20 protein-coding genes are annotated in these 19418 nt (G+C 70.5%); 11 read left to right on the plus strand and 9 right to left on the minus strand.

Going from position 1 to position 19418, the window contains the following annotated elements:
• Window positions 1-146: 146 nt before the first annotated feature.
• On the minus strand, window positions 147-1754 hold the full coding sequence (locus tag ACX9GQ_RS14035) for a carboxyl transferase domain-containing protein (RefSeq protein ID WP_459630182.1): 1608 nt from the start codon (window positions 1752-1754) through the stop codon (window positions 147-149).
• 110 nt (window positions 1755-1864) lie between these two features.
• Window positions 1865-2278 carry a rhodanese-like domain-containing protein gene (locus tag ACX9GQ_RS14040; protein ID WP_459630183.1) on the minus strand — a complete coding sequence of 138 codons (414 nt, stop codon included), beginning with the start codon at window positions 2276-2278 and terminating at the stop codon, window positions 1865-1867.
• Window positions 2279-2389: 111 nt separating this feature from the next.
• Here ACX9GQ_RS14040 and ACX9GQ_RS14045 point away from each other — a divergent pair, with 111 nt between their 5' ends.
• Both ACX9GQ_RS14045 and ACX9GQ_RS14050 read left to right on the plus strand, forming a co-directional pair.
• Window positions 2390-3097 carry a DUF599 domain-containing protein gene (locus tag ACX9GQ_RS14045; protein ID WP_459630184.1) on the plus strand — a complete coding sequence of 236 codons (708 nt, stop codon included), beginning with the start codon at window positions 2390-2392 and terminating at the stop codon, window positions 3095-3097.
• 39 nt (window positions 3098-3136) lie between these two features.
• Window positions 3137-3415, plus strand: a complete 279-nt coding sequence (locus ACX9GQ_RS14050; RefSeq protein WP_459630185.1) for a DUF3253 domain-containing protein — start codon at window positions 3137-3139, stop codon at window positions 3413-3415.
• Between the two features lie 5 nt (window positions 3416-3420).
• Here the strand turns inward: ACX9GQ_RS14050 and ACX9GQ_RS14055 are convergent, their stop codons facing one another.
• The 4 genes from ACX9GQ_RS14055 to ACX9GQ_RS14070 all read right to left on the minus strand — a co-directional run bounded on the left by ACX9GQ_RS14055 (window position 3421) and on the right by ACX9GQ_RS14070 (window position 6939).
• Window positions 3421-4212 (minus strand): YdcF family protein, encoded by a 792-nt coding sequence (locus ACX9GQ_RS14055; RefSeq protein WP_459630186.1) that lies wholly within the window; start codon window positions 4210-4212, stop codon window positions 3421-3423.
• Window positions 4213-4231: 19 nt separating this feature from the next.
• A complete protein-coding gene (locus tag ACX9GQ_RS14060; RefSeq protein ID WP_459630187.1) occupies window positions 4232-4954 on the minus strand; it encodes a ribonuclease activity regulator RraA in 723 nt (240 codons plus the stop codon).
• A 78-nt stretch (window positions 4955-5032) separates the two neighbouring features.
• The gene (locus ACX9GQ_RS14065) at window positions 5033-5653 is read right to left on the minus strand and encodes a glutathione S-transferase family protein (RefSeq protein WP_459630188.1); all 621 of its coding nucleotides are present in this window, start codon (window positions 5651-5653) and stop codon (window positions 5033-5035) included.
• Window positions 5654-5766: 113 nt separating this feature from the next.
• Window positions 5767-6939 (minus strand): isovaleryl-CoA dehydrogenase, encoded by a 1173-nt coding sequence (locus ACX9GQ_RS14070; RefSeq protein WP_459630189.1) that lies wholly within the window; start codon window positions 6937-6939, stop codon window positions 5767-5769.
• 97 nt (window positions 6940-7036) lie between these two features.
• Between ACX9GQ_RS14070 and ACX9GQ_RS14075 the strand changes: the two genes are divergently transcribed.
• The gene (locus ACX9GQ_RS14075) at window positions 7037-7516 is read left to right on the plus strand and encodes a methyltransferase family protein (RefSeq protein WP_459630190.1); all 480 of its coding nucleotides are present in this window, start codon (window positions 7037-7039) and stop codon (window positions 7514-7516) included.
• A gap of 52 nt (window positions 7517-7568) precedes the next feature.
• Here the strand turns inward: ACX9GQ_RS14075 and ACX9GQ_RS14080 are convergent, their stop codons facing one another.
• Entirely contained in the window at window positions 7569-8741 is a 1173-nt protein-coding gene (locus ACX9GQ_RS14080) for a pyridoxal phosphate-dependent aminotransferase (protein WP_459630191.1), read from the minus strand.
• A 262-nt stretch (window positions 8742-9003) separates the two neighbouring features.
• Between ACX9GQ_RS14080 and ACX9GQ_RS14085 the strand changes: the two genes are divergently transcribed.
• The 5 genes from ACX9GQ_RS14085 (at window position 9004) to aat (ending at window position 14015) form a co-directional block, all read left to right on the plus strand.
• On the plus strand, window positions 9004-10356 hold the full coding sequence (locus tag ACX9GQ_RS14085) for a M48 family metalloprotease (protein ID WP_459630192.1): 1353 nt from the start codon (window positions 9004-9006) through the stop codon (window positions 10354-10356).
• Between the two features lie 46 nt (window positions 10357-10402).
• Window positions 10403-11179: a DsbA family protein gene (locus ACX9GQ_RS14090; protein ID WP_459630193.1), complete on the plus strand. Its 777-nt coding sequence runs from the start codon at window positions 10403-10405 to the stop codon at window positions 11177-11179.
• Window positions 11180-11424: 245 nt separating this feature from the next.
• Window positions 11425-11901: an acetyl-CoA carboxylase biotin carboxyl carrier protein gene (gene accB, locus ACX9GQ_RS14095; RefSeq protein WP_459630359.1), complete on the plus strand. Its 477-nt coding sequence runs from the start codon at window positions 11425-11427 to the stop codon at window positions 11899-11901.
• Window positions 11902-11953: 52 nt separating this feature from the next.
• On the plus strand, window positions 11954-13318 hold the full coding sequence (gene accC / locus ACX9GQ_RS14100; protein ID WP_459630194.1) for an acetyl-CoA carboxylase biotin carboxylase subunit: 1365 nt from the start codon (window positions 11954-11956) through the stop codon (window positions 13316-13318).
• A gap of 16 nt (window positions 13319-13334) precedes the next feature.
• Window positions 13335-14015, plus strand: a complete 681-nt coding sequence (gene aat, locus ACX9GQ_RS14105) for a leucyl/phenylalanyl-tRNA--protein transferase (RefSeq protein ID WP_459630195.1) — start codon at window positions 13335-13337, stop codon at window positions 14013-14015.
• Window positions 14016-14034: 19 nt separating this feature from the next.
• Here aat and ACX9GQ_RS14110 read toward each other — a convergent pair whose 3' ends face one another.
• The gene (locus ACX9GQ_RS14110) at window positions 14035-15174 is read right to left on the minus strand and encodes a CaiB/BaiF CoA transferase family protein (protein WP_459630196.1); all 1140 of its coding nucleotides are present in this window, start codon (window positions 15172-15174) and stop codon (window positions 14035-14037) included.
• Window positions 15171-16025 (minus strand): HTD2 family dehydratase, encoded by an 855-nt coding sequence (locus ACX9GQ_RS14115; protein WP_459630197.1) that lies wholly within the window; start codon window positions 16023-16025, stop codon window positions 15171-15173. Before ACX9GQ_RS14115 ends, ACX9GQ_RS14110 begins: the two co-directional genes overlap by 4 nt.
• A gap of 107 nt (window positions 16026-16132) precedes the next feature.
• Here ACX9GQ_RS14115 and ACX9GQ_RS14120 point away from each other — a divergent pair, with 107 nt between their 5' ends.
• The 3 genes from ACX9GQ_RS14120 (at window position 16133) to ACX9GQ_RS14130 (ending at window position 19366) form a co-directional block, all read left to right on the plus strand.
• Window positions 16133-17257 carry a zinc-dependent alcohol dehydrogenase family protein gene (locus tag ACX9GQ_RS14120; RefSeq protein ID WP_459630198.1) on the plus strand — a complete coding sequence of 375 codons (1125 nt, stop codon included), beginning with the start codon at window positions 16133-16135 and terminating at the stop codon, window positions 17255-17257.
• Window positions 17258-17340: 83 nt separating this feature from the next.
• Entirely contained in the window at window positions 17341-17901 is a 561-nt protein-coding gene (locus ACX9GQ_RS14125) for a hypothetical protein (RefSeq protein ID WP_459630199.1), read from the plus strand.
• A 118-nt stretch (window positions 17902-18019) separates the two neighbouring features.
• Window positions 18020-19366: a mandelate racemase/muconate lactonizing enzyme family protein gene (locus tag ACX9GQ_RS14130; RefSeq protein WP_459630200.1), complete on the plus strand. Its 1347-nt coding sequence runs from the start codon at window positions 18020-18022 to the stop codon at window positions 19364-19366.
• The last annotated feature ends 52 nt before the right edge of the window (window positions 19367-19418 follow it).

Here is a 19418-nt window from a genome sequence, read left to right on the forward strand (position 1 = left end):
CGTCGTCGTAGGCGAGGGACTCCGGGACGATCATCATCGAATGAGCTTGCGCGACGTCCGACATGGCTTCAATCCCCGATGGAGAATGGCTGCTGACACACGCGTCGTCCTGAAAGGACCGCGGCGGCCTGGGGCGCCGCGGGCCGTCACATGCGGAAGACGCCGAAGCGCGTTTCCTCGACGGGGGCATTGAGGCAGGCCGAGAAGGCGAGCCCGAGCACGCGCCGCGTCTCCGAGGGCAGGATGATGCCGTCGTCCCAGAGCCGCGCCGTGGCGTGGTAGGGATGGCCCTCGGCCTCGTACTTCGCCCGGATCGGCGCCTTGAAGGCCTCCTCCTCCTCGGCAGACCAGGTCTTGCCCTCGGCGGTGAGGTTGTCGCGCCGCACGGTGGCGAGCACGCTCGCCGCCTGCTCGCCGCCCATCACCGAGATGCGGGCGTTCGGCCACGTGAACAGGAAGCGCGGCGAGTAGGCCCGGCCGCACATGCCGTAGTTGCCCGCCCCGAACGAGCCGCCGACGATGACGGTGATCTTGGGCACCCGCGCGCAGGCGACCGCCGTGACGAGCTTCGCGCCGTCCTTGGCGATGCCGCCGGCCTCGTACTGGCGTCCCACCATGAACCCCGAGATGTTCTGAAGGAACAGCAGCGGGATGCGGCGCTGCGCGCAGAGCTCGATGAAGTGCGCGCCCTTCACGGCCGATTCGGAGAAGAGAATCCCGTTGTTGGCGACGATGCCGACCGGCATGCCCCACAGCGTCGCGAACCCGGTGACCAGCGTGGTGCCGTAGAGCGCCTTGAACTCGTCGAACTCCGAGCCGTCGACGAGCCGCGCGATGACTTCGCGAATATCGTACTGCTTGCGCAGGTCGACCGGCACGAGGCCTTCGAGTTCGCCCGCGTCGAGCCGCGGGTCGACGGCCGGGCGCAGTGGGACACCGGGCTCCTTGCGCAGCGGGATCGTCGAGACGATGCGGCGGGCAATGGCCAGGGCGTGCGTGTCGTCCAGGGCGTAGTGGTCGGCCACGCCGGAGACGCGAGCGTGGACGTCGGCTCCGCCGAGGTCCTCCGCGGAGACCTCCTCGCCCGTCGCGGCCTTCACGAGCGGCGGGCCGCCGAGGAAGATCGTTCCCTGCCGCCGCACGATGACGGTCTCGTCGGACATGGCGGGAACGTAGGCCCCGCCGGCCGTGCACGATCCCATCACCACCGCGATCTGCGGGATGCCGAGCGAGGACAACGTCGCCTGATTGTAGAAGATGCGGCCGAAGTGCTCGCGGTCGGGGAACACGTCGGTCTGGTGCGGCAGGTTCGCCCCGCCCGAATCGACGAGATAGACGCAGGGCAGACGGTTCTCCCGCGCGATCTCCTGCGCGCGCAGGTGCTTCTTCACCGTCATCGGGTAGTAGGTGCCGCCCTTGATGGTCGAGTCGTTGCAGACGACCATGACCTCGCGGCCTTCGACCCGGCCGATCCCGGCGATCATCCCGGCCCCGTGGATGGCGTCCTCGTACATGCCGTGGGCCGCAAGCGCGCCGATCTCGAGAAAGGGCGAGCCGGGATCGATGAGGCGGGTCACCCGGTCGCGCGGCAGGAGCTTGCCGCGGCCGAGATGCCGTTCGCGGGCCTTGGGGGGACCGCCGAGGGCGGCCTCTGCCCGCTTCTCGCGCAGGTCGGCGGCAAGCGCTTCCCACTGCTCGGCATTGGCCCGGAAGGCGGCGGAACGCGAATCGACGGAGGTCGTGAGAACGGCCAACGGAGGTTTATCCCTGCTGGCGGCGCGGAAGGCCCCGCGCCGGCGTGGCTGATGCGATCATGGCGGAACGGCGACGGCTTGCAATGCCGGCCGGGTAGCTGGGTCGGCGGTCAGCCCTTCGGCTTCGGCGTCACGGCTTCGACCGCTCCACCGGCCTCCTTCCACGCAGAGAACCCGCCGCCGATGTGGGCCACGGGCTTGAGGCCCATCTCGCGGGCGGTGCGGGCCGCGAGCGCCGAGCGCCAGCCGCCGGCGCAGAAGAACACGAAGGTCTTGTCCTCCGCGAAGACGGGCTTGTGGTAGGGGCTCTCCGGGTCGATCCAGAACTCCAGCATGCCGCGCGGGCAGTGGAACGCGCCGGGTACCTTGCCTTCCCGCTCCAGCTCCCGCGGATCGCGCAGGTCGACGAGGACCACGTCGTCGCGTCCGACGAGCTTCACCGCCTCGGCGGCCGGCACCGTCTCGACCATGGCGTTCGCCTCGGCGAGCAGCGCCTTGTACCCCTTGCTGATGGTCTGGACCATGTTTCGAGCCTCCGGCCGGAAGGATCGGACGCCGCCCCCGCCGCGTCAATCCACGCCGCGGGCGGGGACTTATGCACATTGCGCCGCGCCTCCGGCTTGGCGGCGGGGGCCGTGTCGCCGACACTGCCGGTCATGTCGATCCTGACGCCCGCGGACTGGGCCGCCCTCGTCTTCTTCACCGTCACCTGGGTGGGCTACGGCCAGCTCGTCGAATCGCGCTGGCTGTCGGACCGCACGCTGAACGGCGCGATGCACCTCTACCGCGACGAATGGATGCGCCGGATGCTCCTTCGAGAGGTGCGGATCATCGACACCCAGATCATGGCGAGCCTGCAGAACGGCACCGCCTTCTTCGCCTCGACCTCGCTGCTGGCGATCGGCGGATCGCTCGCCCTGCTGCGCTCGGCCGACGACGTGGTGCGGGTGTTCGTCGACCTCCCGCTCGGAATCGCGACGACGCGGGCGGCGTGGGAGGCGAAGTCCATCGGACTGGCCATCATCTTCGTCTACGCCTTCTACAAGTTCGCGTGGTCCTACCGGTTGTTCAACTACGCCGCGATCCTGCTGGGCGGCACGCCGCCCCACGAGGAGGCCGAGACGGAGGCGGCGCGCGCCCACGCGCGGCGGACGGCCGCCATGACGACGGCGGCGGGCAAGCACTTCAACCGCGGCCAGCGGGCCTTCTTCTTCGCGCTCGGCTATCTCGGCTGGTTCGTCTCGCCGATCGTGCTCGTCGGCTCGACGGCGGCCGTTCTGGTCGTGATGGCGCTGCGCCAGCTGAAGTCGGACAGCCACGACGCCGTTCTGCGGGACGTCTGAGGCCTTGACGCCACGCGCCTGTCGGCGCACACGCGGCGGATGACCGAACGCCCTGCCCCCTCCCCCGCCGACCTCGAAGAGACCATCCTGACGCTGGTGACCGAGCGCGGCGAGGGCAAGACCATCTGCCCGTCCGAGGCCGCCCGGGCGCTCGGGGGCACGCACCCGGATGGCTGGGGCCCTCTGATGATCCCCGTCCGGCGCGCGGCCGTGAGGCTTGCGGAGACGGGTCGCATCGTCATCTACCGCAAGGGCAAGCCCGCGGATCCGCACGATTTCAAGGGCGTCTACCGGCTCGGCCTGCCGCGGCAGGACTGACGGGCTCAGGGCCGCGGGAGCAGCGACGGCGTCTGGCCGAGCAGCCGGGCCGCCACGACACCGATCCATTCGCGCAGCGACAGGTCGACCCGGCTGAGACCCTCGACGAGGTTGGTGGAGAAGACCCCGTCGTCCAGAGGCCGGCTGCGGTAGTCGACCGGCCAGGGCAGCACGTCGAGCCCCGCCTGCCGGAAGATGCCCAGCGCGCGGGGCATGTGCGCGGCCGACGTCACCAGCACGAACCGGTCGCCGGGCCTCGGCTTGAGGAGGTCACGCGTGAAGAGTGCGTTCTCCACCGTGTTGCGCGAGCGCGTCTCGAAAAGCACGCGGCCCTGCGCGATCCCGAGTTCGCCGACGAAACGCTGCAGCACCTCGCCCTCGCTCGGAACCGTCCCGACGAGGTTGCCGGCCCCGCCGGTGAAGACCACCGGCAGGTCCGGGCGGTTGCGGACCCACGTCGCCATCGCGGTCAGCCGCTCCCCCGTATCGGCGAAAGTCAACTGGCGGCGGTAATCCGACGTCTGGGCGTCGAACACGCCGCCGAGCACGATGACGCCCGCGATGGGGCGCCCGTCGTCCTGCCAGCGGGGAACGGCGTCCTCCAGTCCCCGGTAGAGCAGCGTCCCCACCGGCAGGGTCCCGAGGACGATGATGCCCCCGAGGCAGGTCGCAACGAGCCACCAGCCGGTCCGGCGGAAGCGGGTGAGCAGAAGAACGAGCCCGGCAAGGCCGAGCAGGACGAGCGCGTTCAGCGGCGCGGCGAGGATCCAGAGGACCTTGGAGGCGGTGAAGTACATCCCCGCGCCGCCCTGCGGGTCAGCCCTTGGCCTTGTCCGCCTCGTAGCGGGCCTTGGTCTCCGCGTTGGGCGGGTAGAGGCCGGGCAGCGGCAGGCCCTTGTCGACCTCGCCCATGATCCACGCCTCGAGCCGCTCCTGCTCGGGCCCCTGCTCCAGAACCGTGTCCAGGAAGGCCGCCGGGATGCACACCGCCCCGTCCGCATCCGCCACGATCACGTCGTCGGGGAAAACGGCGACGCCGCCGCAGGCGATCGGCTCCTGCCAGTTGACGAAGGTGAGGCCCGCCACCGACGCGGGTGCGGCCGTCCCCTGGCACCAGACCGGCAGGCCGCTGCCGACGACGCCGGCGATGTCGCGCACGACGCCGTCCGACACGAGCGCCGCGACGCCGCGCTTCGCCATGCGGCTCGTCAGGATGTCGCCGAAGATGCCGGCATCCGTGACGCCCATGGCGTCGACGACGGCGACGCAGCCCTCGGGCATCGCCTCGATGGCGGCGCGCGTCGAGCGCGGCGACGACCAGGATTCCGGCGTGGCGAGGTCCTCGCGCGCCGGCACGAAGCGCATCGTGAAGGCCCGGCCCGCGATCCGCTTGCCCTGAGCGGTGGCGAGCGGCTTCGTGCCGCGCATCCACAGCTTCCGCAGGCCCTTCTTGAGCAGGACGGTGGTGATGGTGGCGGTGGAGATGCCCTCGAGGGCGGCGCGGGTGCTGGCGTCGAGAGATCTGGCGTCGAGGCTCATGGTGGGTTCAGGCCTGGTTGAAAGAGGCCGGGACCGTGGCACCAAGCGCAGCGGCGTGCAAGCCCGCGCAACGCTGCCTCAGACGACCGGAAGCGGCAGGGCAGGCTTGGCGGCAGGCCGCGCCGCCATGGCGGCATACCAGCTCTCCAGCGCCGGCCGTGACGCCCGCGTCACCGGCATGTGCAACCACCGGTGGGCCGCCGGCGCGAGGATCACGTCGGCGAAGGTCATCCGCTCCCCCGCCACGTGCCCGTGGCGGGCGATCTGCGCCTCCAGCATGTCGAAGGCCGCCTCGGTCTGCTTGCAGGCGGCCTCGATGGCCGCCATGTCCCGCTTCTCGGGAGGCGTGCGGACGAGCCCCAGGAAGGCCGGCCCCATCGCCCGGCCCAGCACGGTCTGCTGCCAGTCGGCCCACTGGTCCGCGACGGCGCGGGCGCGCGGGTCCTCCGGCCACAGGGTGCCGGCCCCGTAACGGGCGGCGATGTAGCGGACGATCGCATTCGACTCCCACAGGACGAGGCCGTCGTCCTCGATCACGGGGATCATGCCGTTGGGGTTCTTTGCCTTGAACTCCGGCGTCCCGACGATGCCAAAGGCGCCGCCGGCGTCGCGCCGCTCCAGGGCGGCGCCGGTCTCCCCGGCCGCGAACACGACCTTCTGGACGTTGATGGAGGTGATGCGGCCCCACAGGGTGATCATGGCGTGGTCCTTATGGACGGAGATGGAGGCGGGAGGTGGAGCCGTCGCCCGGGCGACGTCCCGTTGAATCAGTTTCGAAGGATCGCCGGCGAAGTCGCTGGCGCGACTCGCGATCACGCAGTCTTGGCGTAGAGCTCCCGGCCGATCAGCATGCGGCGGATTTCGCTGGTGCCGGCGCCGATCTCGTAGAGCTTGGCGTCGCGCAGCAGGCGCCCGGTCGGGTAGTCGTTGATGTAGCCGTTGCCGCCGAGCAGCTGGATGGCGTCGAGCGCCACCTGCGTCGCCTTCTCGGCCGCGTAGAGGATGGCGCCGGCGGCATCCTCGCGGGTCGTCTCGCCCCGGTCGCACGCCTTGGCGACCGCGTAGACGTAGGCGCGGCACGCGTTCAGCGTGACGTACATGTCCGCCACCTTCCCCTGCACCAGCTGGAACTCGCCGATGGGCTGGCCGAACTGCCGGCGCTCGTGGATGTAGGGCATCACCACGTCGAGCGCCGCCTGCATGATGCCGAGCGGCCCCGCCGCCAGCACCGCGCGCTCGTAGTCGAGGCCGGACATCAGCACGTTGACGCCCTTGCCGACGGCGCCGAGCACGTTCTCCGCCGGCACCTCGCAGTCCTCGAAGACCAGTTCGCAGGTGTCGGAGCCGCGCATGCCGAGCTTGTCCAGCTTCTGGTGCGTGGAGAACCCCTTCATGCCCTTCTCGACGAGGAAGGCGGTGATGCCGCGCGGCCCGGCGTCCGGGTCGGTCTTGGCGTAGACGACCAGCGTCTCGGCGATCGGGCCGTTGGTGATCCACATCTTGTTGCCGTTGAGGACGAAGCGGTCGCCCTTCCGGTCCGCGCGGGTGCGCATCGAGACGACGTCGGATCCCGAGCCGGGCTCCGACATGGCCAGGGCACCGACATGGTCTCCGGAGATCAGCTTCGGCAGGTAGCGGCGCTTCTGGTCCTCGGTGCCGTTGCGGCGGATCTGGTTCACGCACAGGTTGGAGTGCGCGCCGTAGGACAGCCCGACGGATGCCGAGGCCCGTGACACCTCCTCCATCGCGATGCAGTGCTCGAGATAGCCGAGCCCGGAGCCGCCGTACTCCTCCTCGACCGTGATCCCGTGCAACCCGAGGTCGCCGAGCTTCGGCCACAGGTCCCGCGGGAACGTGTTCGTGCGGTCGATCTCGGCCGCCCGCGGCGCGATCTCCGCCTGGGCGAAGGCCGACACCGTGTCGCGGAGCATGTCCGCCGTCTCACCGAGGTCGAAGTTGAAGGGGCGCACGGCATTGGCGAGCATGACGGGTGTCCTTGAGTCCCGGAGTGGGGCGCAGGATACTCCGGACGCGGGGGTCTCTTGAAGGCCGCTCCGCCGCAAAAGGGAGAGACGCCCGCCCATGCCGCAGGACACCGGCTCCCGGCCGAACGAATTGCCGTGGCCGCCGCTGATCTACTCGGGCGCGCTGCTCGTCGCCTGGACGCTGGAGCGCTTCGGTCCCTGGCTGTGGCTCGACACGGCGATGGACAGCCTGCCGCGGGTCTTCGGGTCGGTGGTGTTCGGGCTCGGGCTCGGGCTGGACCTGTGGGCCATCGTCACCCTGCGGCGGCACCGCACGACCGTGCTGCCGCACGCCGGCGCGACGGCGCTGGTCACGAGCGGTCCGTACCGCTTCAGCCGCAACCCGATCTACCTCGGCAACACCGTGGCGCTGATCGGACTCGCGCTTCTGCTGCGCTGGGGCTGGCTGCTGCTGCTCGTCCCGGTCACCGTCACGGCCGTCGGGTGGCTCGCCGTCAGCCGGGAGGAGGACCACCTCGCCCGACGCTTCCCGGTGGAATGGCGCGCCTACGCCGAGAAGGTCCGGCGCTGGCTCTAGGCCGGCGCATCGGCCGCGCCCCCGACGGCCGCCGCCGGCCGGGCCCCTGCCCTCACCGCTTGAGGAAGCGTTCCAGCCCCGCCAGCGTCGCCTCGCAGTCCTCGCGCGTGCCGGCGAAGCTGATGCGCATGTAGCGGTGGCCCCGGGCAGGGTCGAAGTCGAGGCCCGGGGTGGTCGCCACCGCCTCTTGCTCCAGCAGGTCCTTGCAGAAGGTCATCGCGTCATTGGTGTAGCGGCCGATGTCGACGTAGACGTAGAAGGCCCCGTCCACCGGCAGGAAGTCCGGCAGCCCCACCCGCGGCAGGCCCTCCAGCAGCAGCGCCCGGTTCGCCGCGTACCCCGCCTTGATCTCCTCGAGTTCTTCCGTCGCGTCGAAGGCGGCCTCCGCGGCCACCTGCGAGAGGTACGGCACCGAGATCGCCAGCGACTGGCTGAGCCGCTCGATCGGTCGAACCAGCCGCTCGGGAACGATCATCCAGCCGATCCGCCAGCCGGTCATGCAGTAGTACTTCGAGAAGCTGTTGATCACGATCGCGTCGTCGTCGATGGCGAGCGCCGTCTCCGCCGGCTTCTCGTAGGTCAGGCCATGGTAGATCTCGTCGGAGACGAACCACAGGCCGCGGTCCCGGCAGAAGGAGGCCATGTCCTCCAGCTGGCGCCGATCCATCATCGTGCCGGATGGATTGGCGGGGCTCATGACGAGCACGCCGTCGATCCGGCCTTCCGCGTGAGCCCGTTCGACGGCCCTCGGCGTCATGACCCAGCCGTCCGCGGGCCCTACCTCGATTTCGACCGGCTCCACCCCGAGGGCGCGCAGCGTGTTTCGGTAGGCGGGATAGCCGGGCGCGGTGATGGCCAGGCGGGCGCCGGGGTCGAACATCGACAGGAACGCCAGGATGAAGCCGCCCGACGAGCCGGTCGTGACGACGACCCGCGCGGGGTCGACCACGAGGCCGTAGGCATCGCGGTAGTGCCGGGCGATGCGCTGCCTCAGGGACGGAAGCCCCAGCGCCTCCGTGTAGCCGATCCGACCGGCGTCGAGGGCCCGGCGGGCCGCCGCGACGACCGCCTTCGGGGCCGGCGCGCCCGGTTGACCCACCTCCATGTGGGCGACGCCGCGGCCCGCGGCCTCGAGCCGGTTGGCCACCGACATCACGTCCATGGCCAGAAACGGCGCGACGTCGCTGCGTCGCGAGGGTCCGGGGCGCCGGTTTGCGTCCGTCATCGTCGTCTCCGGGGCCCGTCGGGCCCGATTTGAGGCCTCGTGCCACGTGTTCGCCGTGATTGGCGGTCACTGCACGGCCGGAATCGTCAACGGCTGCGTGATTTGACCACGCCGCCCTGCCCTCGCTAAGTCTTCAGCCGTGTCAGATACATCCTTTTCCGGCATCAGGCCGCTCCGGGCAGCCAGCCCTAGCAGCAAGGACAGCGGCCGGCCAAGCCTCCTGAGGCGCGCGGTCGCCCTGCTGTGCGCGGGCGCGATCGGCGTGTCCGCGACCGTCCCGACCGGCGCCCCCGCCGAGGCGCAGTCGGCGCGGCAGGCGATCATCCGGGACGCCGAGATCGAGCAGCTGCTTCGCGAGTACGCCACGCCGATCTTCGACGCCGCCGGCATCCGCAAGGGCTCGATCCAGATCATCCTGCTCGACAACCGCGGCTTCAACGCGTTCGTCGCCGACGGGAAGCGGATGTTCATCAACACCGGCGCGCTCATGGAGGCGAAGACCCCGAACGAGATCATCGGGGTCATCGCCCACGAGACGGGACACATCGTCGGCGGCCATCTTTCGCGCCTGCGCCAGGAAATGCAGAAGGCCCAGCTGCTCGCCATCGCCGGCATGCTGCTGGGCGCCGGGGCGATGGTCGGCGGCGCCGCGTCGCGCAACGCCGTCGGCAATGCGGGCACGGGCGCCTCGGGGCTCATGCTGGGTAGCCAGGAGCTGGCGATGCGCAGCCTGCTCGCCTACCAGCGCTCGGAGGAACAGGCCGCCGACCGCATGGCCGTGTCGTATCTTGAGAAGACCGGGCAGTCGCCCAAGGGCCTGCTCGACACCTTCCAGCGCTTCGCCCAGGAGGCGATGTTCAAGTCCGCGAGCATCGACCCCTACATGGTGAGCCATCCGATGCCGACGGAGCGCATCGCCAATCTCGAGGAACTGGTCAGGAAGAGCCCGAACTACGCCCGCAAGGACCCGCCGGCCCTGCAGGCCCGGCACGACCTGATGCGCGCCAAGCTCTACGGCTTCTCGGCAAGCGCCGGCGAGGTGTCGCGACGTTATCCCCTGAGCGACAACTCCCTCGCCGCCCGCTACGCCCGCGCCATCGCCGGCTACCGGGCCAAGCGCCTGCCAGACGCGCTCGCGCAGATCGACGGCCTGCTGCGCGACCAGCCGAACAACCCGTGGTTCTGGGAACTGAAGGGTCAGGTTCTGCTCGAGTTCGGCCGCGCGCAGGAGGCCATCCCGCCGCTGCGGCGCGCCATCGCGCTCGCGCCGTCGGCCGGCCTCGTGAAGATCCTGCTCGGGCAGGCCCTGGTTGCCACCGGCAACCAGGCCAACGCCGCCGAGGCGATCCGCGAGCTCTCCAACGCCACCCAGCGCGAGCCGGAGTGGCCGGAAGGCTGGCGCCAGCTCGCCAACGCCTATGCGCTCAAGGGCGACATCGGCATGGCCGAGTATGCGACGGCGCAGAACTACTTTTACTCGGGCGACTACAGGATGGCGGTCACGCAGGCGACGCGCGCCAAGGAGAAGTTGCCTCCCGGCTCTCCCGCCTATCTGAAGTCGGACGACATCATCAACTACCGTCCCCGCGTTCCCCTGCAGGGCGCGGGACAATGAACGCCCTGCATCGCCGCCGGCTGTGGCGGCCCCGGAGATCCGAACCATGATCCTGCGCCCCTTCCGTCTCGCCGCCGGCGCCCTCGCGGTGACGCTCGCGACGGCCGCCCTCGTGTCCCAGGCCCGGGCCCAGGACTTCACCGACAAGCAGAAGGCCGCGATCGGCGAGATCGTGAAGGACTTCCTGATCAAGAACCCCGAGGTCATCCAGGACGCCCTCATCGAGCTGGACCGGCGCCAGAAGGAGCAGGAGCGGGTTGCCCTGCAGGGAGCGATCAAGGATCTCCAGCCGCTGCTGACCGGGGCGGACAAGAACATCGTCGTCGGCAATCCGCAGGGCGACGTCACCATCGTCGAGTTCACCGACTACAACTGCCCGTACTGCCGCCGGTCGGTGTCCGACCTGCGCGAGCTGCTGAAGGGCGACCCGAAGCTGCGTCTCGTGATCCGCGACTTCCCGCTGCAGGGGCAGGATTCCATCGAGGCCGCGCAGGTGTCCCTGGCCGTCAAGAACCAGTTCAAGGCCGACAAGTTCTGGGACTTCCACGTCCGCCTGATGGAGTCGAAGAGCCGCGTCGGCAAGGCGCAGGCCCTCGCCTTGGCCAAGGAGATGGGCGCGGACATGACCCGCGTCGCCAAGGACATGGACGGCCCCGAGATCCAGGCCAAGCTGCAGGAGACGATGCGGATGGCCGACATGCTGAAGCTCAGCGGCACGCCGTCCTACGTCATCGGCGAGGACATCGTCATGGGCGCCGTGGGCACGGACCAGCTGCGCGCCAACGTCACGGCCATGCGCCAGTGCGGCCGGACCGCCTGCTGAGCACCGGGGAAAGGGGCCCCTGTCGAGGCCGCGCTTCCCCTTTGCGCCTTTAGGTTATATGAGGTCGGCCCGCGCGGATGCGCCGCGCGGCCGTTTCCCGATTCGAAACCGCGACCGGCGGTGGCAGGGCGCGAGGCGGCCGAACCCTTCCCATCGGGACGATGCCCATGGCGAGCGCGACGACGAAGGCGAAGACACCCTCGACCGCCTCCCGGCAATCCCTGAAGACGGCGACCCCAGACACGATGACCACCAAGGACCATGCCATCGACCCGAAGCTCGTGCGCGAGCTCGCCAAGCTCCTCGCCGAGACGGAGCTGACCGAGATCGAGGTCGAGAAGGGGGACCTTCGCATCCGGGTGGCCCGCCAGATCATGGCGGCGGCCCCGATGACGCTCTCGGTTCCGGCCGCAGCACCGGCCGCGATGGCCCCGGCCGCGGCGCCCGTTCCGGCGCCTCTCGCCCCGGCCGCGAAGCCCGAGCCGAGCGTCAACACGGTAACCTCGCCGATGGTCGGCACGGCCTACCGCCGCCCCTCGCCGGACGCGAAAGCCTTCGTCGAGGTGGGCAGCGTGGTGAAGGCCGGCGAGCGCGTGCTGCTCGTCGAGGCCATGAAGACCTTCAACGAGATCGTCGCCCCGCGTGCCGGCACGGTCACCGCCATCCTCGTGGAGGACGGGCAGCCGGTCGAGTACGGCGAGCCGCTGATGGTCATCGAGTGAGCCGGTCGGCAACCCGCGCCGTGCACCCGACCTCCCGACCGGAAGCCTGACCATGTTCGACAAGATCCTGATCGCGAACCGGGGCGAGATTGCGCTGCGCGTGCTGCGCGCGGCCAAGGAACTCGGCATCGCGACGGTTGCAGTCCACTCGACGGCCGACGCGGACGCGATGCACGTGCGCCTCGCCGACGAGAGCGTCTGCATCGGCCCGCCGCCGGCCCGCGACAGCTACCTCAACATCCCAGCGCTGCTCGCCGCCTGCGAGATCACGGGCGCCGACGCCGTGCACCCGGGCTACGGGTTCCTCTCCGAGAACGCGCGCTTCGCCGAGATCCTGGAGAGCCACGGCATCCACTTCATCGGCCCCAAGGCCGAGCACATCCGCATCATGGGCGACAAGATCGAGGCCAAGCGCACGGCGCGCCGCCTCGGCATCCCCTGCGTGCCGGGCTCGGAGGGCGGCATTTCGGACGACGACGAAGCCCTGCGCGTCGCCGCCGACATCGGCTACCCGGTTCTCGTGAAGGCCGCGGCCGGCGGCGGCGGGCGCGGCATGAAGGTCGCCCGCACGGAAGCCGACCTCGTCCACGCCCTGCAGACCGCGCGCGCCGAGGCCAAGGCGGCCTTCGGCGACGACGCGGTGTATCTCGAGAAGTATCTCGAGAAGCCGCGCCACATCGAATTGCAGGTGCTCGGCGACGGCAAGGGTGGCGCGGTGCACCTCTTCGAGCGCGACTGCTCGCTGCAGCGCCGCCACCAGAAGGTGTGGGAGGAAGGCCCCTCCCCCGCGCTGAACGCCGACATGCGCGCGAAGATCGGCGGCACCGTCGCCCGCGCCATGCAGGAACTGGCCTATGTCGGCGCGGGGACCGTCGAGTTCCTGTACGAGAACGGCGAGTTCTACTTCATCGAGATGAACACCCGCATCCAGGTCGAGCATCCCGTCACGGAGATGATCACCGGGATCGACCTCGTGAACGAGCAGATCCGCATTGCCGCCGGCGCGCCGCTGTCCTTCGCGCAGGAGGACATCGCGCTCAACGGCCATGCCATCGAGTGCCGCATCAACGCCGAGCATCCGGCGACCTTCCGGCCCTCGCCGGGCCGGATCGCCTACTTCCATCCGCCCGGTGGCCTCGGCGTGCGCGTCGATTCAGCGGTGTACCAGGGCTACACGATCCCGCCGAACTACGATTCCCTGGTCGGCAAGCTGATCGTCCACGGCCGCAACCGCACCGAGTGCCTCATGCGGCTGCGCCGGGCGCTCGACGAGTTCGTGGTCGACGGCATCGAGACGACGCTGCCGCTGTTCCGGACGCTGGTGCGGAACCCGGACATGCAGAACGGCGATTACGACATCCACTGGCTGGAATCCTTCCTCGCCACCGGGGGCATGGCGGATCCCTCGGGGGCCTGACGACAGGCGGAGCGGCATGGGCCGGCGGCGGGACAGCGACGTCGAGATCACGCCAGACCTGCTGCTGCGCGCCTACGCGGCGGGCATTTTCCCCATGGCCGAGAGCGCCGACGACCCGGCGCTCTACTGGGTCGAGCCGCGCGAGCGCGGCATCATCCCGCTGGACAACTTCCACGTGCCATCGCGGCTCGCCCGCACCGTGCGCGCCGACCAGTTCGAGATCCGCATCGACAGCGACTTCGACGGCGTCATCGCCGGCTGCGCGGCTCCGGCGGAAGGTCGCGACCAGACCTGGATCAACGCCCGCATCCGCGACCTCTACGGCGCCCTGTTCGACTCCGGCCACGCCCACACGGTCGAGGCCTGGGAGAACGGGCGGCTCGTCGGCGGGCTCTACGGCGTGCGGCTGGGAGCGGCCTTCTTCGGCGAGAGCATGTTTCACACGGCCCGGGACGCGTCGAAGGTGGCGCTCGTCCACCTCGTGGCCCGGCTGAGGGCAGGCGGGTTCCAACTGCTGGACACGCAGTTCGTCACCGACCACCTCGCCCGCTTCGGCGCCCGCGAGGTGCCGCGCCGGACGTACCGGGCGCTGCTCGACCAGGCGGTGGCGCAGTCGGCAGACTTCTTCGCGTGGCCCAAGGAGCCCCCGGTGCCCGGCGCGCAGGCGCTCGCGGAGATCGCGAAACCCTGGCCCTGAGGCCGCGCGAACGCGTCGCCTAGTCCTTTCCCGGGGCGAATTCCGCCCGCAGCGCCGCCGAGTGCTCGCCGAGTGCCGGCACGGGGTCGAGCCGCGGCGTCCATCCGGCCCCACCCACGGGGACGAGCGCCGGCAGCGGGCCCGCCGGGGTCCCTACGCTGCCCCAGCGGCCGCGGGCCGCGAGCTGAGGGTGCTCCCACACCGCCTTCAGGTCGTTGACGCGCGCCATGCCGATGCCGGCCTCCTCCAGTCGCGCGCTCGCCTCGGCGGTCGTCAGCGACGCCAGCGTCGGCTCGATCACTGCCGCGAGGTCGGCACGGTGCTCGGCCCGCCCCGCATTGCCCCGGAAGCGCGCGTCGGCCGCGAGATCCTCGCGGCGCAGCACGACGCGGGCGAACTGCTCCCACTCGCGGTCGTTCTGGAGGCCGAAGAGCACCATGCCGTCGGCGGTCCGGAAGGGGCCATAGGGGTAGATCGTCGCGTGGCCCGCGCCCGAGCGGGGCGGCGGCGGCGCGCCGTCGAGGGCGAAGTAGAGTGGGAAGCCCATCCACTCGACCATCGCCTCCAGCATGGAGACGTCGATCCGGTCGCCCTCCCCCGTCCGCTCCCGCCGCAGCAGCGACGCCAGGATGGAGTTGTAGGCGGTGACACCTGCAGCGATGTCGGCGACGGAAATGCCGGCCTTGGCCGGCGAGTCGGGAGTGCCCGTGACCGTGAGGAATCCCGCCTCGGCCTGGATCAGCAGGTCGTAGGCCTTGCGCTCCGACCACGGCCCGCCCTCGCCGTAGCCGGAGATGGAGCAGGTCACGAGCCGCGGATGGCGGGCCCGCAGGACGTCCGCGCCGAGCCCGAGCCGCTCCGCGGCGCCGGGGGCGAGGTTCTGGACGAACACGTCCGCCTTCGCGAGCATCGCGGTCAGCACCGCGAGGTCGGCCGGGTCCTTCAGGTCGAGCGCGATGCTCTCCTTCGACCGGTTGGTCCAGACGAAGTGGCTGGAGAGGCCGCGCGCCCGCTTGTCGTAGGAGCGGGCGAAGTCGCCGCCGTCCGGTCGCTCGACCTTGATCACGCGCGCGCCCAGATCGGCGAGAAGGCGGGTGCAGTAGGGTGCCGCGATCGCCTGCTCCAGCGAGACGACCAGCATTCCGTCGAGCGGCCTCATCCGACCTCCGCCTCCCCCTGCATCGCCAGCCCGCCCGTGGCGTTGGCGGCCCAGACCTTCACGATTCCGTCCTCGCCGGGCGGAATGGCATTCACGCTCATGGGCGCGCCGTCGAAGAGGGGCGACACGGCGCGGAACGAGAACCGCCGGATGCGCTTCGCGGGCACGCTCCGGCGCACGAGGTCCATCATCAGCGTCGCCGTCAGCGGCCCGTGCACGACGAGGCCGGGATAGCCCTCGACCTGCGTCACGTAGCTGCGGTCGTAGTGGATCCGGTGCCCGTTGAACGTGACGGCCGAGTAGCGGAACAGCAGCACCGGGTCCGGCACAAGCTCGCGCCGCCACACGGCACCCTCAGGGGCCGGTGGCGCCGGCTTGGCGGCGGCTGCCTCGATCGAGCGGTAGACGATGTCGTGCTCGTCGGCGACGAGGAGCGGCCCGCCCCCGGCCTCGGTGATCTCGTGCCGCACGGTGACGAAGATCAGCGGCCCCGTCGCGCCCTCGCGCTCCTTCACGGAGAGGATCGTCGAGGTTTTCCGGATGCGCATGCCCGCCGTGATGTCGCCGGGGAACCAGAGCCGGCTTCCCGCCCACATGCGGCGCGGGAGATGGTGGACGGGCGGCAGGAACCCGCCGCGGGCGGGATGCCCGTCCGGCCCCGTCTCGGAGGCACGGACCACGGGCAGGAACAGGCACCAGTGGGCGAGAGGCGGCAGCGGGTCGCCCGGCTGCAGGCGCGGGTCGTCGCGGTCGAGGGCGGCGTTCAGCCGGTCGATCATGGCGCCATCGGCCGTGTCGAACAGCGTCTCCTGCCGTCCGATCCAGTCCTCCAGACGCGGCGCGTCAGCCATGGCGTCGTTCTCCCCTCGCCCGCCGGTAGCGCTCCGGCCTCACTCGGGTATAGACCGGAACGAGCCTCCGAGGGAGGCGCCTGCTCATGACGGGAGGAATGGGTCCCATGCGTGTACGCTCCGCCATCCTGAGGCAATCGGGTGCCCCGCGCCCCTATGCGTCCTCGCGCCCGCTCTCCGTCGAGACCGTCGACCTCGCGCCTCCCGGGCCCGGCGAGGTGCTGGTGCGGATCGCCGCGGCCGGCGTCTGCCATTCCGACCTCTCGGTCATCAACGGCGACCGCCCCCGCCCCCTTCCGATCGCGCTGGGCCACGAGGCGGCCGGCGTCGTCGAGGACATCGGGCCCGATGTCACGGACCTCGCCCGCGGCGACCATGTCGTGATGTCGTTCGTTCCGACGTGCGGCCACTGCGCCATGTGCATGGACGGCCGCGCCGCCCTCTGCGAACCCGGCAACGCCGCAAACGCCGCCGGCCGGCTGCTCTCCGGCGCGCGGCGCTTCAGCTGCGACGGCGGCGACGTCAACCACCACTGCGGCGTGTGCGCCTTCTCGGAGTACTCGGTCATCTCCCGCCGCTCGATCGTGAAGATCGACCCCGAGGTACCGCTGACGCACGCTGCACTCTTCGGCTGCGCGGTGATGACCGGCGTGGGCACCGTCATGAACACCTGCGCGGTGCGGCCGGGACAGTCGGTCGCCGTCGTCGGCCTCGGCGGCGTGGGCCTGGCCGCCCTTCTGGGCGCCGTGGCGAGCGGCGCCGGACGAATCGTGGCCGTCGACCTGTCGCCGCAGAAGCTTGAGATCGCCGCTTCGCTCGGCGCCACGGACACCGTTCTCGCGACCGATCCCGACGCGGTGCGCATCATCCGTGACCGGACGGGCGGCGGCGTCGACGCGGCGGTCGAGGTCGCTGGGGCGGCCAAGGCGTTCGACCTCGCCTGGGCGATCACCCGCCGGGGCGGCACGACGGCGACCGGCGGCCTGCCCCATCCCTCGACGCAGTTCTCGATCCCCGCCGTCGCGATGGTGGCGGAGGAGCGCACCGTCCGCGGCGCCTACATGGGCAGTTGCGTCCCGCCGCGCGACATTCCGCGCTACCTGGCGCTGTACCAGGCGGGCAAGCTGCCGGTAGACCGCCTGCTCTCCTCCACCGGTCCGCTCGACGGCATCAACGAAGCCTTCGACCGGCTCGACCGTGGCGAGGTCGTGCGCCACGTCGTGGTTCCTTAGCGACTCGCAAAGCCTTCCCTCCCGTCGCCCTTGCCACGGCGGCGCCCCGGCCGGATGATCGGCGGGAGCGAGGGAGGGCCGCCGTGGCGGAGAGAGCGGGCAGCGGGTTCGGGCCGGCGACGTTCCTGACCTTCTTCGTCCTTTTCGCCACCGGGGCGATCATCATTCTCGGGATGAGCGCCTTCGTCTGGCCGTTCTCCACGCTGGAGAGCAACTGGCGCTCCATCGCCATCGTCGTGGCCGTGATCGGCTTTGCCGGCCTCGCCGGCCTGCTGATGCACTGGGCCGCCGAGCGGACCAACGCGATTCGCCGCAAGCGCCGCCGCAAGGCCGCGGCGAGGGCCGAGAGCGAGCGGGAGGCGGCGCTGCGCGATGCCGAGGCGCTGGCGAACCTCCCCGCCCTCTCACACGAGGAGAGCTACGCCCTGGCGTGGCTCCTCTGCCGCACGGCTCCCCGCTTCGAGGCGGATATCGACGAGCCCGTCGTCACGGATCTCGTCCGGCTGCACGTCGTGCGGGCCACGGCCTCCGAGGGCGTCCTCGCGGTTGCGGCGAGCGTCTGGGACCGCCGGGAGGACATCCTGCGGGCGCTCAAGCCGCAGGAGCGCGAGGCCATGGCCGGATCCGAGCCCCCCTGGCGCTGACCGTGCCGCCCCGATCCGGCGGCGGGCCAGACCCACCGACTTCGTGCTGGCCATCGCCTCGGAACGGCGCTTAAATCCGACCTAACGAAGCATACATCTGATCTAGGGGAGGATCGTCATGGCGTCGGCCGAAGAGGCTCTCAACCGCGTCAACCCGCACTCGCGGCCGTCGCAGCTGCGCATCACCGACATCCGGTTCGCGGACATCCAGGGCGCGCCCTTCACCTCGTCCCTGATGAAGATCTACACAAACCAGGGCATCGTCGGCCTCGGCGAGGTGCGCGACGGCGCGAGCAAGACCTTCGCGCTGATGCTCAAGAGCCGCCTGCTCGGCGAGAACCCCTGCGATGTCGACCGGCTCTTCCGCCGCATCAAGCAGTTCGGCGGCCACGGCCGGCAGGGCGGCGGCGTCTCGGCCGTCGAGATCGCCCTGTGGGACCTCGCCGGCAAGGCCTACGGCGTGCCGATCTACCAGATGCTCGGCGGGAAGTTCCGCGACAAGGTGCGCCAGTATTCCGACACCGACGCCGAGTTCCCGAGCGGAACCGAGACCGGCAAGCGCCTGAAGAAGCGCATGGAGCTGGGCTTCACCTTCCTCAAGATGGACCTCGGCCTCGGCCAGGTCATGCACGAGAAAGGCACCGTCAACGCGCCGACCGGCGTGCTCGAGCAGTTCCGCTCCCACCCCCTTCGCGAGCACCCGAAGAACCTCGAGGAGCGTCGCAAGGCCAACGCCATCTACGACGTCCACAACGTCATGCACCCCTTCACGGGCCTCCACTTCACGGAGAAGGGGCTCGACATGATGGAGCAGTACATCGCCGAGGTCCGCGCCGTGATCGGCGACGAGATCCCGCTCGCCATCGACCATCTCGGGCACATCTCGCTGTCCGACGGCATCCGGCTCGCGAAGCGCATCGAGAAGTACAACGTCGCCTGGCTCGAGGACGTGCTGCCCTGGCAGTACACCGACCAGTACGAGACGCTGTCGAAGTCGACCTCGGTGCCGATCTGCACCGGCGAGGACATCTACCTCAAGGAGAACTTCATGCCGCTGCTCAAGAGCGGCATCGCGGTGATCCACCCCGACCTGCTGACGACGGGCGGCATCCTGGAGACCAAGAAGATCGGCGACGCGGCACAGGACTACGGCGTCGCCATGGCCATCCACATGGCCGAGAGCCCGATCGCCTGCATGGCCGCGGCGCACGTCGCGGTGGCAACCGAGAACTTCCTCGCGCTGGAGCAGCACTCGGTCGACGTCGACTGGTGGGACGACATCGCGACCGGCCTGCCCCCGATCTGCCGCTCGGGGTTCATCGAGGTTCCCGACAAGCCGGGGCTCGGCATCGACGACCTCAACGACGAGGTCCTGCGCGCCCATCTGCAGCCCGGCGTGAAGGACATCTGGGAACCAACCGACCGCTGGGACGACGAGTACTCCTGGGACCGGACGTGGAGCTGAGGGAGGTCCCACTGCCCGCGAGGACGGATCCGGTCCGTCCCGCGGCGCGTTC

The organism is Alsobacter sp. R-9 (assembly GCF_054612375.1).